The organism is Hymenobacter sp. 5516J-16, assembly GCF_022919335.1.
Taxonomy (GTDB): Bacteria; Bacteroidota; Bacteroidia; order Cytophagales; family Hymenobacteraceae; genus Hymenobacter; species Hymenobacter sublimis.
This window is the reverse complement of the sequence record NZ_CP095058.1, coordinates 2,750,466-2,771,240: the sequence shown is the minus strand read 5'-3', so window position 1 is coordinate 2,771,240 and position 20,775 is coordinate 2,750,466. Positions and strand designations below refer to the sequence as shown.

At 57.8% G+C, this 20,775-nt stretch carries 17 protein-coding genes, 1 tRNA gene and 2 pseudogenes; 8 read left to right on the top strand and 12 right to left on the bottom strand.

What is annotated here, in order from left to right; genetic code table 11:
• Positions 1-7 precede the first annotated feature (7 nt).
• From MUN84_RS13770 to MUN84_RS13760, 3 genes are read right to left on the bottom strand one after another with little or no spacing between them, the layout of a single operon-like run.
• Positions 8-289, bottom strand: a complete 282-nt coding sequence (locus MUN84_RS13770) for a DUF4834 family protein (RefSeq protein WP_244694588.1) — start codon at positions 287-289, stop codon at positions 8-10.
• Positions 289-1,065, bottom strand: coding sequence for an FkbM family methyltransferase (locus tag MUN84_RS13765; RefSeq protein ID WP_244694587.1), 777 nt, complete (start codon positions 1,063-1,065; stop codon positions 289-291). The genes MUN84_RS13770 and MUN84_RS13765 overlap by 1 nt, the downstream gene beginning before the upstream one ends.
• A gap of 57 nt (positions 1,066-1,122) precedes the next feature.
• Positions 1,123-1,590 (bottom strand): hypothetical protein, encoded by a 468-nt coding sequence (locus MUN84_RS13760; RefSeq protein ID WP_244694586.1) that lies wholly within the window; start codon positions 1,588-1,590, stop codon positions 1,123-1,125.
• 121 nt (positions 1,591-1,711) lie between these two features.
• Between MUN84_RS13760 and MUN84_RS13755 the strand changes: the two genes are divergently transcribed.
• Positions 1,712-1,784: transfer RNA gene (locus tag MUN84_RS13755), tRNA-Thr, on the top strand.
• A gap of 102 nt (positions 1,785-1,886) precedes the next feature.
• Here MUN84_RS13755 and MUN84_RS13750 read toward each other — a convergent pair.
• Both MUN84_RS13750 and MUN84_RS13745 read right to left on the bottom strand, forming a co-directional pair.
• Positions 1,887-2,384, bottom strand: a complete 498-nt coding sequence (locus MUN84_RS13750; protein WP_244694585.1) for a GAF domain-containing protein — start codon at positions 2,382-2,384, stop codon at positions 1,887-1,889.
• A 234-nt stretch (positions 2,385-2,618) separates the two neighbouring features.
• The gene (locus MUN84_RS13745) at positions 2,619-3,155 is read right to left on the bottom strand and encodes a hypothetical protein (protein WP_244694584.1); all 537 of its coding nucleotides are present in this window, start codon (positions 3,153-3,155) and stop codon (positions 2,619-2,621) included.
• A gap of 209 nt (positions 3,156-3,364) precedes the next feature.
• Here MUN84_RS13745 and MUN84_RS13740 point away from each other — a divergent pair, with 209 nt between their 5' ends.
• Positions 3,365-4,123 carry an SDR family NAD(P)-dependent oxidoreductase gene (locus MUN84_RS13740; protein ID WP_244694583.1) on the top strand — a complete coding sequence of 253 codons (759 nt, stop codon included), beginning with the start codon at positions 3,365-3,367 and terminating at the stop codon, positions 4,121-4,123.
• A gap of 212 nt (positions 4,124-4,335) precedes the next feature.
• On the opposite strand, the gene MUN84_RS13735 is transcribed toward MUN84_RS13740, so the two are convergent.
• A complete protein-coding gene (locus MUN84_RS13735) occupies positions 4,336-4,698 on the bottom strand; it encodes a hypothetical protein (protein WP_244694582.1) in 363 nt (120 codons plus the stop codon).
• 237 nt (positions 4,699-4,935) lie between these two features.
• Between MUN84_RS13735 and MUN84_RS13730 the strand changes: the two genes are divergently transcribed.
• Positions 4,936-5,610, top strand: coding sequence for a C40 family peptidase (locus MUN84_RS13730; RefSeq protein ID WP_244694581.1), 675 nt, complete (start codon positions 4,936-4,938; stop codon positions 5,608-5,610).
• Between the two features lie 161 nt (positions 5,611-5,771).
• Positions 5,772-6,125: pseudogene (locus tag MUN84_RS23060) on the top strand (YkvA family protein); the annotation flags it as partial.
• 520 nt (positions 6,126-6,645) lie between these two features.
• Here MUN84_RS23060 and MUN84_RS13720 read toward each other — a convergent pair.
• From MUN84_RS13720 to MUN84_RS13700, 5 genes are all read right to left on the bottom strand, one after another.
• Positions 6,646-6,906, bottom strand: a complete 261-nt coding sequence (locus tag MUN84_RS13720; RefSeq protein WP_188557956.1) for an acyl carrier protein — start codon at positions 6,904-6,906, stop codon at positions 6,646-6,648.
• Positions 6,907-7,140: 234 nt separating this feature from the next.
• Positions 7,141-10,617: an efflux RND transporter permease subunit gene (locus tag MUN84_RS13715; protein WP_244694580.1), complete on the bottom strand. Its 3,477-nt coding sequence runs from the start codon at positions 10,615-10,617 to the stop codon at positions 7,141-7,143.
• Between the two features lie 34 nt (positions 10,618-10,651).
• Positions 10,652-11,791, bottom strand: a complete 1,140-nt coding sequence (locus MUN84_RS13710; RefSeq protein WP_244694579.1) for an efflux RND transporter periplasmic adaptor subunit — start codon at positions 11,789-11,791, stop codon at positions 10,652-10,654.
• 62 nt (positions 11,792-11,853) lie between these two features.
• A complete protein-coding gene (locus MUN84_RS13705; RefSeq protein WP_244694578.1) occupies positions 11,854-13,545 on the bottom strand; it encodes a TolC family protein in 1,692 nt (563 codons plus the stop codon).
• Positions 13,546-13,567: 22 nt separating this feature from the next.
• Positions 13,568-14,182: a TetR/AcrR family transcriptional regulator gene (locus MUN84_RS13700; RefSeq protein ID WP_244694577.1), complete on the bottom strand. Its 615-nt coding sequence runs from the start codon at positions 14,180-14,182 to the stop codon at positions 13,568-13,570.
• A 208-nt stretch (positions 14,183-14,390) separates the two neighbouring features.
• Here MUN84_RS13700 and ispF point away from each other — a divergent pair, with 208 nt between their 5' ends.
• From ispF to MUN84_RS13680, 4 genes are all read left to right on the top strand, one after another.
• Complete coding sequence (ispF, locus tag MUN84_RS13695; RefSeq protein ID WP_244694576.1) at positions 14,391-14,870, top strand: 2-C-methyl-D-erythritol 2,4-cyclodiphosphate synthase; 480 nt, start codon at positions 14,391-14,393, stop codon at positions 14,868-14,870.
• A gap of 236 nt (positions 14,871-15,106) precedes the next feature.
• On the top strand, positions 15,107-16,804 hold the full coding sequence (locus MUN84_RS13690) for a M28 family peptidase (RefSeq protein ID WP_244694575.1): 1,698 nt from the start codon (positions 15,107-15,109) through the stop codon (positions 16,802-16,804).
• A 255-nt stretch (positions 16,805-17,059) separates the two neighbouring features.
• Positions 17,060-18,463, top strand: a complete 1,404-nt coding sequence (locus MUN84_RS13685) for a LutB/LldF family L-lactate oxidation iron-sulfur protein (RefSeq protein WP_244694574.1) — start codon at positions 17,060-17,062, stop codon at positions 18,461-18,463.
• Between the two features lie 96 nt (positions 18,464-18,559).
• Positions 18,560-19,639: a hypothetical protein gene (locus tag MUN84_RS13680; protein ID WP_244694573.1), complete on the top strand. Its 1,080-nt coding sequence runs from the start codon at positions 18,560-18,562 to the stop codon at positions 19,637-19,639.
• Positions 19,640-19,736: 97 nt separating this feature from the next.
• Here the strand turns inward: MUN84_RS13680 and sdaAA are convergent.
• Positions 19,737-20,640, bottom strand: a pseudogene (gene sdaAA, locus MUN84_RS13675) (L-serine ammonia-lyase, iron-sulfur-dependent, subunit alpha).
• Positions 20,641-20,775: the final 135 nt, after the last annotated feature.

Below are 20,775 nucleotides of genomic sequence, written 5' to 3'. Positions count from 1 at the left end.
GGACTAGCTATTTAACGTCCTCGAAGTCCACGTAGTCACCACCGGTAAACTCTTTAGGTTTCTGGGGCTTCTGGCGGGGCGGCACGTAGTCGACGTGAACTTGGCCGGAACCTGGACGGGTAGGGCCTGGCCCGGGGCGAGGCGCCTCGAATGGAGCGCCACCAAACTGCTGCCCAAAGCGCTGGGCTTGCTTTTTAACCAACTTGCCGACCACCAACCGGAGCACCAGCGGCATTACGAAGCGCATGATGAGCCAGAGGACCAGCAGAATGAGCAGTAATTTTACCATTAGCGAAGCTCTAGAGTGGGAGCTGGGGAAACGGGTTGAAAGTAGAAATCAGCCGTGACGGTGCTGCTTAGCTGCGCTTCGGTGCACGGCACAAGCTCAAAACGCTCGGACAAGATAAATGGTTTATACCCTAGCGTGGCTAGCAACCCAGCCACGGCCCGGCGGTTTTCCAGTCCATTTAGCTCGGTTTGAATAAGGGGTTGAAAGCGGCGTAGGGTAGCCTGCATATGGCGAAACACCTCATACTCAAAGCCTTCCACATCACACTTCACGAAATCGAGGCGGGGAAGGTTCTGGAACAGCGCATCGGGCACGCGCATGGGCACTTCGTAGGTGCGGGCATACTGCTCCTGGGGGTTGCTGGCGGCCACTTTCGTCATGCCATGATGCAGGAGGCCGTCGCGCTCCGGGGTGCCCATTTGCACGGTGGTTTGTTCGCCGCCCAGGGCGTAGGGTAGCAGCGTCAGGTTCTGGTAGCCGCTCAGGCGCACATTGTCCTGCCAGATAGCCTGAAAAGCAGGAATGGGTTCCACGGCTAGCACCTGCCCTTGCGGCCCTACCAGCCGGGAAAGGGCCACGGAATAGTAGCCCAGGTTGGCCCCGATGTCAATGCACACGAAGCCAGGCTTTACAATCCGCTCCAAAAAGAACAGCTCCGGGTATTTCTGCCGACCCCAGCCCGCACCCACCAAACGCAGGTACACACGACTGACCAGGCGGATATAGCGCTCAAAACCCAGCGTGCGGACCAGTAGTTTGCGCAATTGTTTCATCATAGCGGCGCAAAGATGCCGGAAAGACGGGAATCCGAGCTGCCGCGCCGGGCTTTCCTGCTACTTCTCTTCCGTAGTTGCCTGACTCCACCACGCCGAGGTGCCAGCCGCTACCAGTCCGCCCAGCAGGTACCAGGCCACGGTCATGGCTTTGGTTTGCGGGGTGCGGTTGCTTGGGCCGTCGCCCAGACCTAGGGGCCCGGGCAGTACTACGCCGCCTACCCCAGCAGCCAAGCCCAACGCTATACCGCGCCACCACACGCCCTGGCCCGTGCCTACCAAACTGTAATACAGCCCATTGCTAGCAACGTCCCCCAGCAGCGTGAGCCCATAAGCGGTATTCTCATCGGGCTGCGGAGCATTGGCTTTGAACAAAAGCTTGCGCAAGCCTCGCTCGCCCAGAATGTCCATGCGTGGGGCGTCCACGGGGCGCAGTTGTCGCACCGACTCGTGCACGATGTTTAGGACTAGGGCGCCGGCCAGGCCACTGCCAAGGGCCTGCAGAAAGGAAGAGGAAGTTGACTTCATATGGGTAAAGCAGCCAGCGGTTAGTAGACGGTGGTTTCTAAAAATTTACGACGAGTGCTTGCGCGTTGTTCGCTGGGCTTTCTATCTTTGCTGCCCCTGACGGATACGCCGCCTCGGAAATGCCTCTTTAGCTCAGTTGGTAGAGCAGCTCATTCGTAATGAGCAGGTCGTTGGTTCGAGTCCAATAAGAGGCTCACAAGTACAGAAAGTCCGCCATTCTCTCGCACCAAGCGAGGAGTTGGCGGACTTTCTGCTTTACTGGCCTTACTGGAAGGCCTAGTTAAACAGTACCGGCGTTAAATTTTGCCCAGGCCCCGCACGTACTCCTGCACGACGGGTAGCAACAGAGGAACGGCAGCGTCCAGGTAGTCCCGCTCGGCGGCAGTCCAGTGACGCGGGTGCCCGAATACGCAAGGCTGCAAAATCCCCCACAGCTGGCCATTATACGTGATATGCGCATGTACTAAGGCCCGGTGCCCGAAAGTGCGGCGCTCAAACTCTTGGTTAAGCACTTCGGGGCCCGCTTCGTGCACATCCTCCACATACACCGAAGGACGGGCGGCCAGAGCGGCCCGGAACAACGGATCCTGTTTCGGCAGCTCGCCGGTGTCATCTTGCCAATCGTGGCGCGGATCGGGCACGGCTTCATCCAACCGCCAGACCAAGGCAATGCGGCCCCGAGCCTGAGTCGGGTCGCGGACGTAGAGGAAGCACCGGTCGGCGCGCAGGTGGGGGCCAATCAAGTTGAGGGCCCGTTGCAAGGCCTCGGCCGGTGGGCTCCCGGCAGCTAACACGGCCGTAAGTTCGGCTAACGGTGAGACAGACATTGTTTTCTTGGCAAAGTTGTAGGCGTTCTTTCTTGGTAATTATCTGCCGTTCCGTGCCTTCCCGATAATCGGAAACCACACAGAGCTGCTGGGCTTGACTGAGCAGTACGTTGGAAACTCCGCCAAAAAAACCGGCCCACGAGAAATTTCTCGCGGGCCGGTTTTCTACTCACGTATCAGCTGGGGCTGACAGTGGGTTGCTTACAAATCGGAAGCGTAATCGTCTTCGCCGTAGCTGCGGGTAGCGCCCCGGTACACAGAGTCGTTGGCGCTGTCCCACTTCGACGACGAAGCGTTTGACTTGCTTGACTTATCGGATGAGCCGCGGTACGAGCGGTAGGTTTCGCCTTTGGCGCTGCTGCTCTTCGAGCGCAGGGCCAGCCAGCTCAGGCCGCCTACCAGCAGCGCGCCGCCCATTACTTTTTGGCGGGGCGTCAGCTTGTTTACTTGGTCCAGCGCCTTCGTGCCGAAATCTTTGATCTGGTTAACGTCAATGTTTTTCAGCCACTGCTGTTGATCCAGCCATGACTGCTGCTGGCCCGACTGGCCTGACCGGCCCGAAGTGGAAGCTTTGCCTTGGGAGGAACCGGCGTTGCTGGGCTCATTGTAGACGGAAGAAGCAGAGTTGTCTGTGCCTTCGGCCGAGTTAGCGGCGTCCTGGGAGGTTTCGCTGGCAGGAGTGAAGGTGACGTGCTTATGGGCGGGAGCGCCGGGCTGGTTGGACTTTTGCGTGCTCATAGTGGAAAGGGTTGGGAATGGAATCTAACCTGAACCAGACCAGGGGTCAGTTCCCTCCCCTATTCGTGAAAAGTTAACGTAAGGTTATAGCCAGTACTAAAAATTATCCTGCTCAGGGCCAGGCACAACCTTGCCGGCCCGATGCTAGTAACAGCAAGGTTTTATCACCTGCTTGGTACTACAGCCATCCACAGTTAACCGCTCGCCACATGCCCTTTTCGCCCGTTGCCGATCCCGCCCGCCGCTTTCAGGATAAGGTTTGCTTGGTTACGGGTGCTACTTCCGGCATTGGGCAAGCCGTGGCCGTTCGGCTGGGCCGGGAAGGCGGCCGCGTGGCCGTGCTGGGGCGCGACGCTAAAGAGGGCCAGGAAACCGTGCAGCTCATTCAGCAAAGTGGTGGGCAGGCGCTGTTTGTGCGCACCGATGTGGGCAAAGACAGCCAGCTAGTGCACGCCGTGGAGCGCACCGTCAAGGAATGGGGCCGCATTGATGTGTTAATCAATGATGCGGGCACGATGACGTTTGAGCCCATCCTGAAACTCGACCCCAAGGCCTGGGACCAACTCATGCTGGTTAACCTGCGGGCGTTGTTTCGACTAACCCAGCTGTGCCTGCCTCACATGAAATACGGGGCCATTGTGGCCGTCAGCTCCGTGCACGCTCAGCAAACTACCGCTAACGTGGTGCCCTACGCCACCAGCAAAGGAGCCATGGAAGCCTTCGTGCGCGGCCTCAGCCAGGAAATACCGCACACTCACGCCCGCATTAATGCCGTAGCGCCCGGCGCCGTGGATACGCCCATGCTCCGAGAAAACCCGAATGTTAAGAGCGGGAAAGAAAAGATTACCGGCCAGGTAGGCACCCCAGAAGAACTAGCAGCTGCTATCTGCTTTATTGCCTCTCCCGAAGCCAGCTTTATCAACGGCACCACCCTAGTAGCCGACGGCGGCCGCCTAGCAGCGCTGTGATAGGTGAATGAGTTACTGAGTAGAGGGAAGTACTGTCATAGTGAGGGCACCGAAGCCATCCTTCCATTCTTGACCAGCCTAATAACCAGACAAGCCCCTGACGCCAGCACGGACGTCAAGGGCTTGTCATATTTCTAGGGTAGGCGTTGGTCAGGACAGATGACGTCATCGTGCCTCCTCGCCATGACACACTTCACTTAGTCATTCAGTTACTAACTCACTTTCGGCGTAGGATGTCGTTCAGCTTCCCCAGGCAAGGGCCGACCTTGGGCGTAGAGGTGGGCTTTTAACTCGGCGGCTTCCCGGGCGGCTACCTCAAACGGAATGTTGTAGTAGCCGTAGCGCACCCAGTCGCGGAGGTAGCGGGCCAAGAAGCCCAGGCGCCCATACTGTTCGAATTGCTGGATATGCTCCATCTCGTGAGCTACCCAGAAAGGGTCACGTAGGAACTGGTCCCGACTAACCCCACTCAAGTGGATGCTGGAGCCCAGCACCATCGCCACATTGGGAGCCCCGAGCTTTAGCCGAGCCAGGCGAGCGAGGGGCGAATTCTCGACGATACGGGGGAGCTTCATGGATAGGAAAAAGTTGGCCGGAGTATACGGAGAGTATTCCGAAGCGGTTGAGGAATTCGATATGATTCTTCCCCGAGTATCGTGTGCTATAAGAAGAATTTTATCTTAAATGAGGGGGTAAACTTGGTACTTCAGAATTTTTGGGCCTAGCTTTAACCAATAGCCGTCGGACTGGACTTCAGTTTCAGCGACTAAAAAGTCCCTTTTCGTCTCCCTTTTGCTTGCCGGATTTCCCGGTTGCTTATCGAAAAAAAGAAGCACGCTTACGCTGCTCGGCTGACCCGACAGCGCTCCTACCACCTCCCGACGGACAATGAAAAACAGCATTCTCTATTGCCTCGCCGCGGCCTCGATGGTCCTCTCTTTTTTCTTCGACAGCTCCTCTGCTCGCCCCGCTGCCTCAGCAGTGCCAGCCCCCAGGAAGCTTCCTTCATCAGCACTTTACTCTCCGGCTCGGAGGAGCCCCGCTTGCTTACCGCCTCCGATTCCGTTGCCTACAACAAAGCAGCTCATCAGCTAGGCATTGAAGCTACTTATACGGCCGACCAATCATTGCTGGAAACGGTGGTATCGTGGTTGGGCACTCCCTACCGCTACGGCAGCAACAGCAAAAGCGGTACCGATTGCTCGGGCTTCGTGACCCGTGTATTTAAAGAAGCTTACGGCATTACGTTGCAGCGCAGCTCCCGCTCCATGTTCAGCAGCGTAAAGCACGTGCAGAAAGAGGAGATGCAAACCGGCGACCTAGTGTTCTTCCGTCGGGGCCCCGGCCAGCCGATTTACCACGTCGGCATCTACCTGAAAGATGGCAAGTTCGTGCACTCTGCTACCAACGGTGGAGTTATGGTAAGCTCCCTCAATCAGGCCTACTACAGCCGCAATTTTTACGCCGCTGGCCGCGTAGACCACTAAGCTTTTTCCGACCTGATTTTTCTGACGCCCCGCTTTGTCAAGTGGGGCGTTTTTGTTTTTGCCCCGATCTTGGGGCTGAAAACCATTTTACTTTAACGGAGTATAGCACACCGCTGGGGCACCAGTCTGCTCCTTTCCCACTTCTTCTCTTCTTACGCTCTATGGACAAGCAAACCCCTAACGGCGAACATATTGCCTCTTCGCCCCTCTTCAAAAAATTTGTTGGCAAGGCTGAAGAATACATCAAGAAGCCTACGCGCATGAAGCAGCTGCTGAATGATGCCTACCAGAAAGCTAGCGAAAAGAACGACGTAGGCTCTATTGCCCACGAGGCCTGGGATACGCTCCAAACCCTGTTTCGTCTGATCCGCACTTCGGTTTCGGGAGAATACACGGGCCTACCAACTACCACCGTTATAGCGGCCGTAGCGGTTACCATTTACTTTCTAAGCCCCATTGACGTCATTCCGGACTTTATTCCGGTGCTGGGCCTCCTAGATGACGTGGCCTTGGTTGCCTGGTTTAGCACCACCATCAAGGAAGAAATGGACAAGTTTCTGGAGTGGGAAAGAACTCGGCCTTCCCTGGTTTCGGATGCCGTGATTGTGGAAGACAAAGTAGCGGCTTCCCCCTCCATGCCTCCGGTAGAAGCACCTCCTATTGGCACCACCTCGTCAGCTAACACTGATTCTGGCATTAGCTCGCCCAATAGCAGCAAGCCTGCTCCAGCCAGCATCACTGATGCTACCCCAGCAACAAACGTTACTCCCCGCACTGACACGGCCGGCAACACCACCGATAGCAGCCGGGAGCCTCACCTAAGCGCCAGCTCGGGCCGTGCTAGTGGTGGCGACCCAGGCGGCAACGTTCGCTAACGTTTCAGCCTTCCCCACGCAAAAGCCCCCGCGGGGCGGTAACTCCTAGGAGTTGCCGTCCCGCGGGGGCTTTTGCGTGGGTCAGAAACAGTACCAGTTGATAACGTAACCGATAAGGCTGGTAGGCTAGCCTGACCAGCAATAATCCGATTCTGGCTGCTTAGGCAGCCTTGGCGTGCGAGGCCACATAGTCCACGAAATCACCAACGGTAGCCAGGGGTACTTCGTCGGGGATGGTGATGTGGAAGTTACGCTCTAACTCCAGGATAATGTCGACAACGTCGACTGTGTCAAAGCCCAGCTCTTGGCTGAGGCTGCTACCGATACGCAGGCGACGGGCCTTGATGGCCTTGCGCTTGCTAATAATGCGCAGTACTTGCTGCTGAATGGATTTGGGGGCGGTAGTCGTTGAGGTGAACATACGGGGGAAACGACAGGGTAAAAGGGGGCTTGCAAACAAAGCGGGCCGGTAGGTCAGCTGCTACCCCGCCCGTTCGGGCGAAGGAGTCCTGGACCCGGCTGCATGGTTGCAAGCACCACCAGAAAAATCAGGGAATGTGCCTAGAAAGCTGCGGTCCATCGGCCCCGGCCCGGACTTCCGCGTTGGGTGCAACGAGGTAATAAGTCCGGGCCGGGGCAGAGGACGTCAGAAGCCCTAGTATTCGGCCAGCACCGGAGGGCGGGCAGCCGCTACCTCTTCATCGGAGGCAGGGGTTTCAGGGGTCTTTTTGAGGCGCAGCTTCAGGCTTTCACTCATCAGGTACATCACCGGCACTACCAGCAGGGTAACAGCCGTAGCAAACACCAGACCGAAGATGATGGTCCAGGCCAGCGGGCCCCAGAATACGACCGACTCACCTCCAATGAAGAAGTGCGGGTTGCCGGAAGCGAACAGCTCGTAGAAGTCGATGTTCAGGCCAATTGCCAGCGGAATCAAACCCAGCGTAGCGGCTGTAGCCGTCAGGATTACCGGATTCAGGCGGGTGCGGCCGGCCAGTACAATGGCTTCGCGCAGGGGCATCCCCTGGCTACGTAGAATGTCGGTGAATTCAACGAGTAGGATACCGTTTTTCACCACGATACCTGCCAGGGCAATGATGCCTACCCCGGTCATAACGATACTGATGTTCATGCCCGTTATGGCCAGGCCCCAGAACACGCCCGCAATAGAGAACAGCACTTCCGAGAGGATGATAACCGGCTTGCTAAACGAGTTAAATTGCGTTACCAGAATCAGGAAGATGAGGGCCAGAGCACCCAGACCAGCCATAGGCAGGAAGTCGGTGGTTTCCTTCTGGTCTTCCTCGGCCCCACCCATTTTAATGGTGTAGCCTGCCGGCGTGGGGAAGGACTGCAGAGCCGTGCGGATGTTGGCTACCACGTCGGGGCCGGTGTAGCCGTTGAGCACGTTGGAGCTGATGGTGATGACGCGCTTGGTGTCTTTGCGCCGGATGCCGCCGTAGGTGGAACCGTAGCTTACCTGGGCAATAGACGAAATAGGCACCTGACGCACGGCGCCAGTAGCGTCGCGGAAGGTCAGTGGGGAGTTGATGATGGCATCCACGTCGTTGCGGTAGGGCTTGGCGTAGCGCACCTGCACGGGATACTCATCGTCGGGGGTTTTGAATTTGCTGGCTTCCGCGCCGTAAATGGCCGTGCGCACTTCCAAACCAATCTGGCCGGTGCTGATGCCTTCCCGGTTGGCCCGGGTCCGGTCGATGTTCACGGCAATTTCCGGGTTACGATCCTCCAAGTTGGAGCGCAGGGCTTCTACCCCACCAATGTTGAGCGAATCAACGTAGCGGGTTACTTTCTTGCTGAGCTTAGCCAGGGTGGGGTAATCGTCGCCGATAACCTCAATGGCAATGGGCTTCTGCTGGGGCGGGCCGCTGGCTTCCTGGTCGACGGAAATTTCGGCGCCGGGAATCCCTTTCACTGCCTCCCGGATTTTATCCATGTAGGTACCGGTCGCTGGTCCGGTCCGGTCGCTAAGTTCCTTGAAGGCCACGGCCACTTTGCCCATGTTCGACATGGCCGTACCACTCGACGAGGATGCGTCGCCGGGGTCACCGGCGCCAATGGCCACGTTGCTGATGACGGACTCTACGTCGGGGTTATTGCGGCCAACGACGCCATAGATGCGGTTTTCCAGCACTTTGGTGATGGAGTCCGTGATTTCTACGCGGGTACCCACCGGCATTTTCAGGTAGGTATAGATGAATTTCGGGTCGCCTTTAGGGAAGAAGTCCACCTTAGGGCTGCGCATGCCAATGGCCACAAAAGAGCCAACGAACAGCACAATCACGCCCACCATCACCAGGGCCGGGTGGCTGATAGCCCAGCGCACCAGACTGGCATAGCCGTTCTGGAAGCGCGGCAAAGCGCGCGTCTGGAACCAGGCAATCATCTTCACCAGCACAAACTTATCGAGCAGGATGAAGCCGGCCAGGGCCAGGCAGATGTTGCCGATGAAGTGGCCCATCAAGCCGCTGGTTTCGCCGTCGGGACCTACCTCTGGGGTAGCACCGAAGGCCAGCACGTTGAACAGCACGCCCAGCACCACCAGTACGCCTACGGCAATAAGGAGGCCTTTGCTCAGCTTGGGTTTGCTGTGCAGGTCTTCCTCGAAGTGCTCCTCGCGCTCCATGAAGCTCACGGCAAATACCGGGTTCATGATGAAGGCCACCACCAGGGACGACATCAGGGTAATGATGAGCGTCACGGGCAGGTAGTACATGAACGAGCCCACAATACCGGGCCAGAACATCAGCGGCACGAAGGGCGCCACCGTGGTAAGCGTACCGGCCAGTACCGGCACGAATACTTCCCCGGCCGCAAATTTGGCGGCCTTTTCGGTGGTCAGCTCGGGGTGCTCATGCAAGAGGCGGTGGGTGTTTTCAATTACCACAATGGCGTCGTCCACCACAATGCCCAAGGCCAGCAGGAAGGCAAAGAGCACAATCATGTTCAGGGAGAAGTCGAAGCCCGGAATGATCAAGAAGGCCAGGAACATCGAAATCGGCACCGAGAGGCCCACGAACATGGCGTTGGTGGTGCCCATGAAGAACAGCAGAATGGCCGTTACCAACAGGAAGCCGATAACGATAGTGTTAATCAGGTCGTGCAGGGTTACGCGAGTGTCATTGGAGGTATCACCCGTGATGGTCACTTTCAGCTCGTTAGGCAGCGTTTTCTCGGCATCCTTTACCAGGGCCTTGATCTTGTCGGAAGCGTCAATCAGGTTTTCACCCTGGCGCTTTACTACGTTCAGGGTAATGGCGGGCTTGCCATCGAGGCGGGCGTACGACTCCCGATCCTTGAAGCCATCCTCCACGGTAGCAATGTCGCCGAGGCGCACGGCGGCGCCGTTGAGGTTCTTCACCTGAATATCGGCAATGTCCTCGGCGCGCACGTACTGGCCGGCCACGCGCACGGCCCGCTTCTGAGAGCCCACATCCACGGAGCCGCCCGAAATGGTCACGTTTTCACGGGCAATGGCATTGCTGATATCCGAGAAGCTCAGGCGTGAAGCCCGGAGCTTGTTCAGGTCCACATCCACGTTCACCTGCTGATCAAGGGCCCCGACGATGTCCACGCGGGTAATTTCGGGTAGGGCCTCAATCTTATCCTGGAAGTCGTCGGCGTACTTTTTCAACTGTACAGCCGGCAGGTTACCGCTCAGGTTCACGAACATGATGGGCTGCTCCGAGATGTTGATTTCCTTAACCGTGGGCGGCGAAGGCAAATCGTTGGGCAACTCGGGCGCGGCCTTGTCCACGGCGTCCTTCACCAACTGCTTGGCGTACTGCACGTCCACACCCGAGTTAAACTCGATGTCCACGATGCAGTAGTCCTGGTTGGAGGTGGAGTTGATTTTCTTTACCCCGTTCACGCTTTTCAGCTCCTTTTCGAGCTGGCGCGTCACCAGGTTTTCAATATCTGCCGGCGAGGTGCCGGGGTAAATGGTGGCCACGATGATGCGCGGAATAACGATGTCGGGGAATTTCTCTTTGCCCAGCTTGATGTAGGCAAAAATCCCCGCCACGCACAGCAGCACCGTGATGATGTAAATGCTGGTTTTATTATTAATCGACCAACTGGTCGGCCCAAACTCTTTCTCTATGTCCTGCATGTTGTTGGGTTTTTGGCGGTTGAGGTGACGCCGGTTAAATCGTCACCAATTGACCTTCGTTCAGGGTCTGGTAGCCAGCCGAAATCACCTGGTCGCCAGCCTGCAGGCCGCTGGTTACTTCCACCTTGCCGTTGTAGGTCTGGCCGGTCTGGATAACGCGCTTGGCAGCCACTTTCTTGCCACCTTTCTCACTGACTACCAGCACGTAGCTGTTCTGCTCATCCTTCTGCACCAAGTCCACGGGCAGCACGGTGGCATTCTGACGGTCGTAATTCTGGATGCGGACGTTGGCCACCATGTTGGGGCGCAACTGGCCGGCTTTGTTGCCGCTTAGGCGCAGCTCAGTAGTGAAGGTGCGGCTGGTGGGGTTAATGGTGCTCGACACCACCCGCACGGTAGCGGGCAGTTCCTCACTACCCAGGTCCGGAATGGTTACCAGGGCCTTGTCGCCGGCCTTGATGCGGGAGGCGTAAGCTTCCGACACATCCGCCAGGATTTTGCCCGTGCCACTGCTGCTGATGAGCTTTACTACCGGCGCGCCGGGTGCTACGGCTTCGCCCAGTTTGGGCAACACATCATCTACAGTGCCCGCAAACGGAGCGACTACGGTATACAGAGCACGCTGCTGGTTAAGAGTGCTGAGGTTGCGCTGCAAGGCCTGGTAGTTATTCTTGGCCTGCAGGTACTGAATTTCGGTACCAATTTGCTGCTTCCAGAGGCGGTCCTGCTTCTCGTATACCACGCGGGCCAAATCCATGCGGGTGCGCAGCTCAGCAATGCTGGCGTCGAGGATGCTGGCGTCCACGGTAGCCAGGGTCTGGCCTTTGCTTACCCGGTCGCCGCGCTGCACGCGCAAGCTGGTGAGGGTACCGGCGGCGCGGGCGGCTACGGTGGCGTTCTGATCGAAGTCAACGCGGCCCTGCAGCTCCAGGTAGCTCTTAAAGCTCTCGGGCGCTACGTTGATGACGGATACGGGCGTGGTCTGGGCAGCCGCTCCTTCGGCCTTGGCGCCAGTTTTGGCTTCCAACTCAGCAATTTTAGCCTGGTTGGCGGCTTGTTCTTTCTTCAGCTCGGCCAACTCTGCTTTCGGGTCTTTCTGACCGCCGCAGGCCGCCGTGAATATGCTGATAGCTACTAGCGGATAGCTGATAGCTTTGTTTAGAGAAAAGTTCATAGGAAGTCGTAGGGAGAAGTTCCGAGGAAAAAGCTAACAGCCAGCAGCTATCAGCCAACAGCTTATTTCTTGGCTTGGTTGTACAGCTCGCCAGTAGCTTTGTCGCGGTCCACTTTGGCTACCAGCACGTCGTAAAGGGCGGCGTAGTAGTTGGTTTGGGCTTCGCGCAGGGAGGTTTCGGCGGTTACTACCTCTAGGTTGGAACCCACGCCTTCTTTGAACTTGATGCGCGATACGCGGGCTACCTCGTCGGCCAGCTCCAAGTTGGCTTTCTGGTTGTCCAGCACATCCAGGGCATTCACGAGGGTAGTGCGGCTCTGGGCATCCTGCAAGTCAATGCTCTGGCGCAGGGTTTCGAAGCCCCGCTCAATGGTTTGCTGGGCAATGCGCGCCTGCTGCACCTGGTACTTGCGGCGGAAGCCATCAAACACCGGTATCTGCAAGCTCAGGCCCACGTTGCCGAAGCCAAACCAGTTCTGGTTCGGGAAGCCATTTGCCGCCCGGGAGTCGGGCCCACGGAAGGCAAATAGGTCGCCGGCAGTATTAGCCGAACCCGTGAAACCATAGGCAGCCGTAGCCAGCAGACGGGGGTAGGCGCCAGCCCGGCGGTTGGCCAAATCGAGACCCGCCAGTGCCTGCTGGGTTTCCAGCGTGCTAAATTCGATGCGGTTATTGTAGTTGAAGGCGGCAGCCAACTGGCCCGTGCGCGCTCCACTCAGGGCCGTTTGCTGGTCCTGGCGGTTTTGCGCATCGGTATTGCCAGTGGCCGGAGCCGGGGCGCTCGGCACGCCAGCCAGGCCACTCACACCGCCACCCGTAGTCGGGCTGGCTACCCCAAGGCGCTGGCGCAGGGCACCGGCATCTACTACGGCGGCTCCGAGGGAGTCGGTGAGTTGCACGGTCTGGTCCTGGGGTAGGCCCATCTGGAATTTCAGCAGAGCCACGCTCAGGTCAGTGAGGCGAGCCGCTTTCTGCTGCTCCACCACCAGGTTATTGCGCTGCACCTGCAGGCGCTGCACGTCCAGCTTCTCGGCAAAACCAGCCTTGAAGGTTTGATTCGTTTGGTAAAGAATTGTGTCGAGGCGCTGCACGTTGCGGGCTAGCAGCTGCAGCCGTTCCCGGGCTACCAAGGTGCTGTAGTAGGCCTTGCTTACCTGCTCCACTACCTCAATTTCTGCCTGCTGGGTTTGCTTTTTGGCGAGCTGCTCGTACACTTTGGCGGCTTTCAGACCAATCAGGTAAGAACCATCGAACAACAGCTGCGACACCGAGGCACTGGTGTTACCGGCGTACTGCAGGCCGAAAGCCAAAGCCTGAGGCGGCGCGGGCTCGGAGGGCAACACGACCGTCGACAGGTTGACGGTTTGCCCGCCTTGGGCTGCGGCAATATCGGTGGGCGTTAGTTGGGTAGCTGTTGAACCACCGGCGAAGGCACCAAAATCCACCAGGCTCTTCTGGAGCTTGAAGTTGTCGGCCAGGTTAGCGGCCACGTTCACCTGGGGCAAACCCGCCGACTTAATCTCGCCGACCCGCGCCCGCGCCGTCTGTTCGCCTAGGCGCGTAGCCAGCAACGACGACTTATTTTTAATAGCGTAGTCAACGGCCTGTTGCAGAGACAAGGCCATGTCGCCCAGGGGCGCCGACTGGCCGGCCACGGCTGGCCGGGGTGCCGGCGTCTGGGCTAGCGCGGCGCTGGCCGGAGCCAGCAGCCCCGGCCCGGCGGCCAGCAACAAAACGCGGAGGTTATTCTTCATATCGGAAAGCAGGTGTTAGAGCTTATTCTTCTTCCGTCACGTGACGGTACTCGTTAATGAGCTTGTGGCCTTTCAGCGTTACCATGCCCAGCAGAAAATGCTCGTTGCAGGCTATCTGCACGCGGGGCTGGTCAAACTGGGCGTGGGGAAATATTTCGGGGTCAAACAGCACGTCGATCTGGGCCAGGCGCAGGCGCGAGAGCACCTCAATGTCGAGGTCGGCACGGTAGAGGCCTTCGGTTACACCCCGGCGCAGGTTGGCCTGAATCTGACTCAGGATGTACTTGTTCTTGTGGGCATGAAACAGGTTCCAGGCAGCGGGGTAATACTTGCGCAGGTCATGAATGGCCGTGGGATTCACGTTGGCAAACTGCCGCTTGGCCCAATCCATCATCTGTACCATTTCGTCCACGGCATTGAGAGCATGGCCAATAATGCCTTCACACTCACCCTGAACCCCGTTTAAATGGTTGCTGATGACAGCTGATACAATCTGGTCCTTGTTTTCAAACCACTTGTAAAGCGTCTTTTTCGAGATACCCAAGTGGGTAGCAATATCATCCATCGACACGCTCTTAATCCCATTGCGGGTAAAGAGGCCCATGGCTGCGTGTAAGATTCGGTCTTTGATTTCCATGACTACGGGTGCAAAGATACAATGGAAACTTTTAACGACTCCCTAGTTTCCATTAATTTTCTGCTATTCTTTTTACCTCGTAGCGAGTGGCCCTTTCTGCTTGACGGGTGAAACGCGGTTTTACTTTGCCGGCCGTTGCTTTTTTTTGCCGTAGCGCAACGGCGCTGGTGCCGTACCTTGCTACCCTGTTTCCTACTTCCCCTACCCCATGAAAATCCGGACTGGCTTCGGCTACGACGTTCACCAACTTCAGGAAGGCCTGCCTTTCTGGCTCGGCGGCATTCAGGTGCCTCACACCCACGGCGCCCTCGGCCACTCCGATGCCGACGTGCTCATCCACGTCATCTGCGACGCGCTGCTGGGCGCGGCCAACCTGCGCGACATCGGCTTTCATTTCCCCGATACCGACCCGCAGTACAAAGGCATCGACAGTAAGCGCCTGCTCTCGGAGGTAGTGCGTTTGCTCCAGGAACGCGGCTACAGCATCTCCAACATCGATTCCACCATCTGCCTGGAAGCGCCCAAGGTCAATCCGCACATCCCCCAGATGCAGCGCGTGCTGGCCGAGGTGATGGGCATCGAACCCGACGACATTAGCATCAAAGCCACTACCACCGAAAAGCTCGGCTTTGTGGGCCGCCGCGAAGGTGTGGCCGCTTACGCCTCCGTGCTCATCATGCAACCCTAAGTGGTGGATGCGTGACTGAGTGAATGAGTGAGGTGGTGCTTTAGTGAGCGTCATCCTGAGTTCAGCAAAGGACCTTTTCAACTGGAGCGAGTCGTTGTGACGAGGTTGTGCTGACGTGGTAAAGTCTTACAGCTACTACCTCAGGATGGCGTATCTTTTCACTACTCACCCATGCACCAACCTACTTAGCCACCCAGTCCTCAAATCACTTTTTCCTACCCAATCTTTTCCTTCTAATGAAGAAAACCTCCTTTCTGGCCTTCTTGCTGGCAGCAGGCGTAGCTACCTCCGCGGTAGCTCAGCAGGCGCCCGAGAAAACCAAGGTCAAGGTAAAGCGCAAGAATAAAACCGAAGCGCCCGCCGCTACGGCCGAAACCGCGCCTGCCCAAGCGGCCCCAGCTGCTACCGCCGACTTTGCTCGTACCTACGCCGAGAGCATCACCCAGGCCGATTTGCGCCAGCACCTGACTGTGCTGGCTTCAGATGCCTACGAAGGCCGCGAAACCGGTGAGAAAGGCCAGAAAATGGCCGCCGAGTACATTGCCAACCGTTTCAAGGAACTGGGCCTGCAGGGTCCGGTGCAGGGCTCCGACAACCCTTACCTGCAGCACTTCACCATGGTGCGCAGCACCTGGGCCGATGGTGCTACCCTCAAAGTGGGCGGTCAAACCTACAAGTGGCTGACAGATTTCTACGCGGCTGGCAGCACTGGTTTCGCGCAGGAAACGGCCATTCAGCCAGTATTTGCCGGCTACGGCATCGAGCAGGATGGCTACTCCGACTACGCTGCCCTCGGCGACGTAAAAGGCAAAGACTTGCTAGTTCTGATTGGTGAGCCCCAGAACAGCAAAGGCACTGCCCTGCTGGGCAAGGATGGGCAGGGTAGCAAATGGGGCCAGGACTACCGGGCCAAGCTGCAGATGGCCACCCAAAAAGGTGCCCGCTCGGTCTTCTTCGTAGATTTTAACCCCAACAGCAACTTTGAGAAGATGGCGGCGCGCATGACGCCTTACATCAGCCGCCCCAGCATTGCCTTCAAGGATGCCGCTCCCGGCCAGACCCGCGCCACGGCATTTTTTGTGTCGCCGGCAGTAGGCTACAAGATGCTCGGCGCCACGGCTCCGGCCGTAACTAAGTACACTACTAGCGTAAATACGGCTGGCAAGCCGGTGGCAGGCCCATTCAAGCCAGCCAAGATTTCGGTAAAAGCCGCAAAGAAGACGGAAGACTTCACCACCGAAAACGTGCTGGGCTACCTGGAAGGCACCGACAAGAAGGACGAAATCATGGTTTTGTCGGCGCACTTTGACCACATCGGCATTATCAATGGCGAGGTGCACAACGGCGCTGACGATGACGGCTCGGGCACGGTAACGGTGCTGGAAATGGCCGAAGCCTTCACCAAGGCCAAGGCCGAAGGCCGTGGTCCGCGCCGCAGCGTGCTGTTCCTGACGGTAACGGGCGAGGAAAAGGGCTTGCTCGGCTCCGAGTACTACACTGACCACCCCATCTTCCCGCTGGAAAAGACCATGGTCGACCTGAACACCGACATGGTGGGCCGCACCGATAAGGACCACGAGGGCAAGGGTGACTACGTGTACGTCATCGGCTCCGACAAGCTTAGCTCCCAGCTCCACCAGGTGCTATTGGATCAGAACCAGAAGTACACCCAAATGGACTTAGACTTCCGCTTCAACGACCCCGAGGACCCGAACCGCTTCTACTACCGCTCCGACCACTACAACTTCGCCAAGCACCGTATTCCGGTGGCCTTTTTCTTCAACGGCGTGCACGATGACTACCACGGCCCGGGCGATGAAGTTGACAAAATTGAGTTTCCGCAAATGGAGAAGCGCGCCCGCCTGGTGTTCTACACCGCCTGGGACCTGGCCAACCGCGACCAGCGCATCATCGTCGACTCGAATAAGAAGTAGAGAGGTACTGGGTGAAAAGTGACAGGTAAGGAAGTGACGGGCAAAAAGAACGTCATTCCGAGCCCCGCGAGGAATCTCGTGTGCTGACGTTATACGTTAGCCAGCGGTAGAGATGCTTCGACTACAGCTGCGCCTCTGCATGACGACTTTTACTTCCTCTTTCCCTTCTTACTAACCAAAATAAAAACCCGCCGAACCTCCTGGGGCCCGGCGGGTTTTTATCTTTGCTAAGAACCTGTTGTACTTTGTGCTGCCATGAACCCGACGACCACCACTCCCCTCGCCCTTACCAAAGCCCACCAGTTTCTCACCGATTCGGACCGCAAGGCCTTTGACCTGGAGCACCGGCGCAAGATTCGCTTCAACATTGGCAAGTACAACGCGGCCGTACAAACCGGGTTGGGCTTCTACCAGGACCACGAACTGGCGCGGGCGCGGGCTTCCTACCTCAAAACCCAGGTCATTAACCGTCTCGATGAGTACTTGCTGCAGTTTGAGGAGAAGTTCACGGCTAAAGGCGGCAAGGTTATTTGGGCCCAGAGCGCGGAGGAGGCCTTGTTTGAGGTGGGTAAGATTATGGAGCGTCGCAAGGCCCGCACCGTGGTGAAGGCCAAGAGCATGACTACTGAGGAAATTCACCTGAACAAATACCTCGAAAAGCGTGGTATTGAGTCGGTGGAGACAGATTTGGGCGAGTTTATTGTGCAGCTGAACGGGGAGCGACCCTACCACATCGTGACGCCGGCCATGCACCTGAGCAAGCTCGATATTGCCGACATTTTCGTGAAGCACCTGGGCATTGAGTACACCGACGATGCGCAGAAGCTAGTACTCACGGCCCGCCACCTGCTCCGCGACAAGTACACCACGGCCGAGGTAGGCATTACCGGTGGTAACTTTCTGGTGGCCGATACCGGTGCCGTATGCGTGACGGAAAACGAGGGCAACGCCCGCCTTTCCGCTACCTTCCCGAAAACCCACATTGCCATTGCGGGTATTGAAAAGGTGATTCCAAGGCTGCAGGACCTAGATTTGTTCTGGCCCCTACTTAGCACCAGCGGCACCGGCCAGCAGGTTACAGTGTACAACACCATTTATACCGGCCCGCGCCAACCCCTGGAAAAGGACGGCCCGGAGGAAATGTTCGTAATTCTGCTTGACAACGGCCGCACCAACTTGCTGGCCCAGCCCGACAAGCGCGAGGCCCTGAACTGCATTCGGTGCGGGGCGTGCCTGAACATTTGCCCGGTATATAAGAACATTGGCGGCCACACCTACGAGGCTACTTATTCCGGCCCCATCGGCTCGGTTATCACGCCCCACCTCTCGGGCATGGCCGAAAACAAGCACCTGAGCTACGCCAGTAGCCTGTGCGGGGCCTGCACTTCAGTGTGCCCGGTTAAGATTCCGATTCATAACATTCTGCTTAGAAACCGCCAGCAGAGCGTGCAGGAGGGTTTAACCGATAAGGAGGAGCGACGGGCTATTTCGCTGTGGTTGCACGGCATGAAGCACCGCTGGGTCTGGGACCTGGCCCCGGCTTCGGCTAAAAACTGGGTACTCAGCCGCCTACTGGGCGAGGTGGGTTGGAGCAAGCGCCGCGACGCCGTGCAAGTAGCTCCCAAAACGTTCCGGCAGCTCTGGAAAGAGCGAAAGTAAGCGGCTTCCTAGTGCAGCGCTTGCTCGTACGAGCGTAATCTGCGGAGTTGTTGCCAACCCTGTCATACAGAAGCCAGTACACAGCAACCGGCAGCAGTGCCGCTTACTTTGTACAAAGCCTTTATGCTGGAAATGGGATTACGGATACTGGCTTTCGGGGCCGGAGTATTCTTGGTGATTACGACAGTACTGGCGGCTATTCGCTCGTTTGTGCTGCCCCGCAACGAGTCGGTGCTGCTCAGCAACTGGGTGTTTTCCGGACTTCGGCGCGCGTTTACGGCCATTGCCAAGCTAGGCCGCACCTACAGCCAACGCGACAAAGTAATGGCCCTGTACGCCCCAGTAGGGTTGGTGGCCCTGCCCATTGTGTGGCTGGGCGTCGTGAGTCTGGGGTACACCATTATATTTTGGGCGCTGGACGAAGGCAGCCTGGAACGGTGCTACCGTCTCAGCAACAGCTCCTTGCTTACGCTAGGCTCCGAGGAGCCCACGGAGGGCTTTACGGCTAGCTTCATGTCCTATTCCGAAGCTACGCTGGGCCTGTTTCTAATGACCCTGCTGATTTCCTATCTGCCTACCATCTACCAAGCTTTTTCGCGGCGAGAATTGGTAGTTGCCCGGCTGGAGCTGCGCGCGGGCACCGAGGCTTCGGCCGTGGAGCTGCTGTGCTGGCTCAACCGTAGCGGCTCGCTCCAGGACGACCGGGAGCAGTGGGAAATTTGGGAAGAATGGTTTGTTGAAATTGAGGAGACTCATACTTCCCTACCGGTGCTTTCCTTTTTCCGCTCGCCTCAGCCGGGCCGCTCCTGGGTAATGGCCGCAGCTATTATTCTGGATGCCGCGGCCCTGCTCATCAGCGCAGTTGAAATGTCACATGCCCCGAACATCACCCTCTGCTTTAAGGCGGGCTGCGTGGCCATTAATCGGGTGTCGCGCTTTTTCAAATTTGAGGCGCAAACCAAAGCTCCCACTCCCGTGGATGGCAAGGAACCCTTGGAAGACCCTGAACGCCAGGACTTCGAGGATGCTTGCGAGCAGCTCAGCAAGGCCGGCATCCCACTCAAGGCCGATGTGGAGGGCGCCTGGGAACAGTACCAGCAACTCCGAATCAAGTACGCCGGTGCCGTGGACTACCTGGCCAAGCTCACCATGGCCCCCGTAACCAAGCCTATTTAAAACGCAAGCGTGAGGCCCGAACCGAGGAACGGCTACTCTGCCTATTGGCGGGTAGCCATTCCTCGGTTCGGGCCTCACGTGCACTTCTAGAAAGCTGCTAGTTCGCGTCTTCGTCGGGCAAAATCTGTACGTCCTGCACCAGCACCATCTTCTCAATTTCGCGGCCTTTGGGGTGTTGGCAAGGCCGCCCAGAGCCGTTTCCTTGTAGCGAGTTTCCATGCTCTGGCCTACCTCGCCTAAGGCAGCCACGCACTGGTCCACGGGAATCACCGGGTCGACGCCGGCAATGGCAATTTGGGCTGAGCTGAACGCAATGGCGGCTGCCGAGGCGTTACGCACCACGCAGGGCACTTCTACGAGGCCAGCTACCGGGTCGCAAACCAGGCCAAGCATGCACTGAATGGTAATGGCAACGGCGGCAAAAGTTTCTTCCACGGAGCCCCTAGGCAGTACACAATGGCCCCACTACCCATGGCGGCCGCCGAACCAGTTTCGGCCTGGCAGCCTCCTACGGCACCAGCCAGGGAGGCATTCTGCTCGATAATCAGCGCAATACCGGCCGCTACTAGTAACCCTTCCAGAATGGTGCGGTCTTCGAGCTTGTGTAAATCCTGGAGTGTCACGAGCACACCGGGCAGAATACCGGAGGCACCGGCCGTTGGGGCCGCTACTACCCGGCCCATGCACGAGTTAACCTCCTTAGCCCCCAGCGCCCGGGTAACCAGTTGTTTGAACTCCGGCGACAATACAGTTACGGGTGAGGCGGCAATCTTCTTGGCCCCGTTGTTTACCATGCCCGAGCGGGAGGTCATGTTCTGGGTAAGGCCCGTGTGCACGGCGTCGCGCATTACATCGTAGGCCCGCTGCAGGCCGTTCCAAATTTCCTCTTCCGTGCGGCCTTTCTGCTCTACCTCGTAGGCTAAAACGGGTTGGTGAAGCGGTTCGCCGGTAGCCGCGCAATGGGCCTGCCAGCTGGCAAAGTCAGTGAAAAGAAGGGACATTGGGCGGGTAGGAAAAAAGGGTGGGAAAGACTAGTAACAACGCCTGCTCCGGCTCAGTTCGGGCTGGCGGGCCACGAAAATCGGGATAAAATTAACAGGCTCACTACCGGCGCTGCTTGGCGGCCCATTGGCGCT

What these genes read in the sequence shown, in the direction of transcription:
- ispF (WP_244694576.1), top strand. Translation starts at nt 14,391, where the DNA reads ATGAAAATCCGGACTGGCTTCGGCTACGACGTTCACCAACTTCAGGAA.
- MUN84_RS13760 (WP_244694586.1), bottom strand. Translation starts at nt 1,590, where the DNA reads ATGAAGTCAACTTCCTCTTCCTTTCTGCAGGCCCTTGGCAGTGGCCTG.
- MUN84_RS13700 (WP_244694577.1), bottom strand. Translation starts at nt 14,182, where the DNA reads ATGGAAATCAAAGACCGAATCTTACACGCAGCCATGGGCCTCTTTACC.
- MUN84_RS13735 (WP_244694582.1), bottom strand. Translation starts at nt 4,698, where the DNA reads ATGAAGCTCCCCCGTATCGTCGAGAATTCGCCCCTCGCTCGCCTGGCT.
- MUN84_RS13705 (WP_244694578.1), bottom strand. Translation starts at nt 13,545, where the DNA reads ATGAAGAATAACCTCCGCGTTTTGTTGCTGGCCGCCGGGCCGGGGCTG.
- MUN84_RS13690 (WP_244694575.1), top strand. Translation starts at nt 15,107, where the DNA reads ATGAAGAAAACCTCCTTTCTGGCCTTCTTGCTGGCAGCAGGCGTAGCT.
- MUN84_RS13770 (WP_244694588.1), bottom strand. Translation starts at nt 289, where the DNA reads ATGGTAAAATTACTGCTCATTCTGCTGGTCCTCTGGCTCATCATGCGC.
- MUN84_RS13740 (WP_244694583.1), top strand. Translation starts at nt 3,365, where the DNA reads ATGCCCTTTTCGCCCGTTGCCGATCCCGCCCGCCGCTTTCAGGATAAG.
- MUN84_RS13765 (WP_244694587.1), bottom strand. Translation starts at nt 1,065, where the DNA reads ATGATGAAACAATTGCGCAAACTACTGGTCCGCACGCTGGGTTTTGAG.
- MUN84_RS13745 (WP_244694584.1), bottom strand. Translation starts at nt 3,155, where the DNA reads ATGAGCACGCAAAAGTCCAACCAGCCCGGCGCTCCCGCCCATAAGCAC.
- MUN84_RS13710 (WP_244694579.1), bottom strand. Translation starts at nt 11,791, where the DNA reads ATGAACTTTTCTCTAAACAAAGCTATCAGCTATCCGCTAGTAGCTATC.
- MUN84_RS13720 (WP_188557956.1), bottom strand. Translation starts at nt 6,906, where the DNA reads ATGTTCACCTCAACGACTACCGCCCCCAAATCCATTCAGCAGCAAGTA.
- MUN84_RS13715 (WP_244694580.1), bottom strand. Translation starts at nt 10,617, where the DNA reads ATGCAGGACATAGAGAAAGAGTTTGGGCCGACCAGTTGGTCGATTAAT.
- MUN84_RS13685 (WP_244694574.1), top strand. Translation starts at nt 17,060, where the DNA reads ATGAACCCGACGACCACCACTCCCCTCGCCCTTACCAAAGCCCACCAG.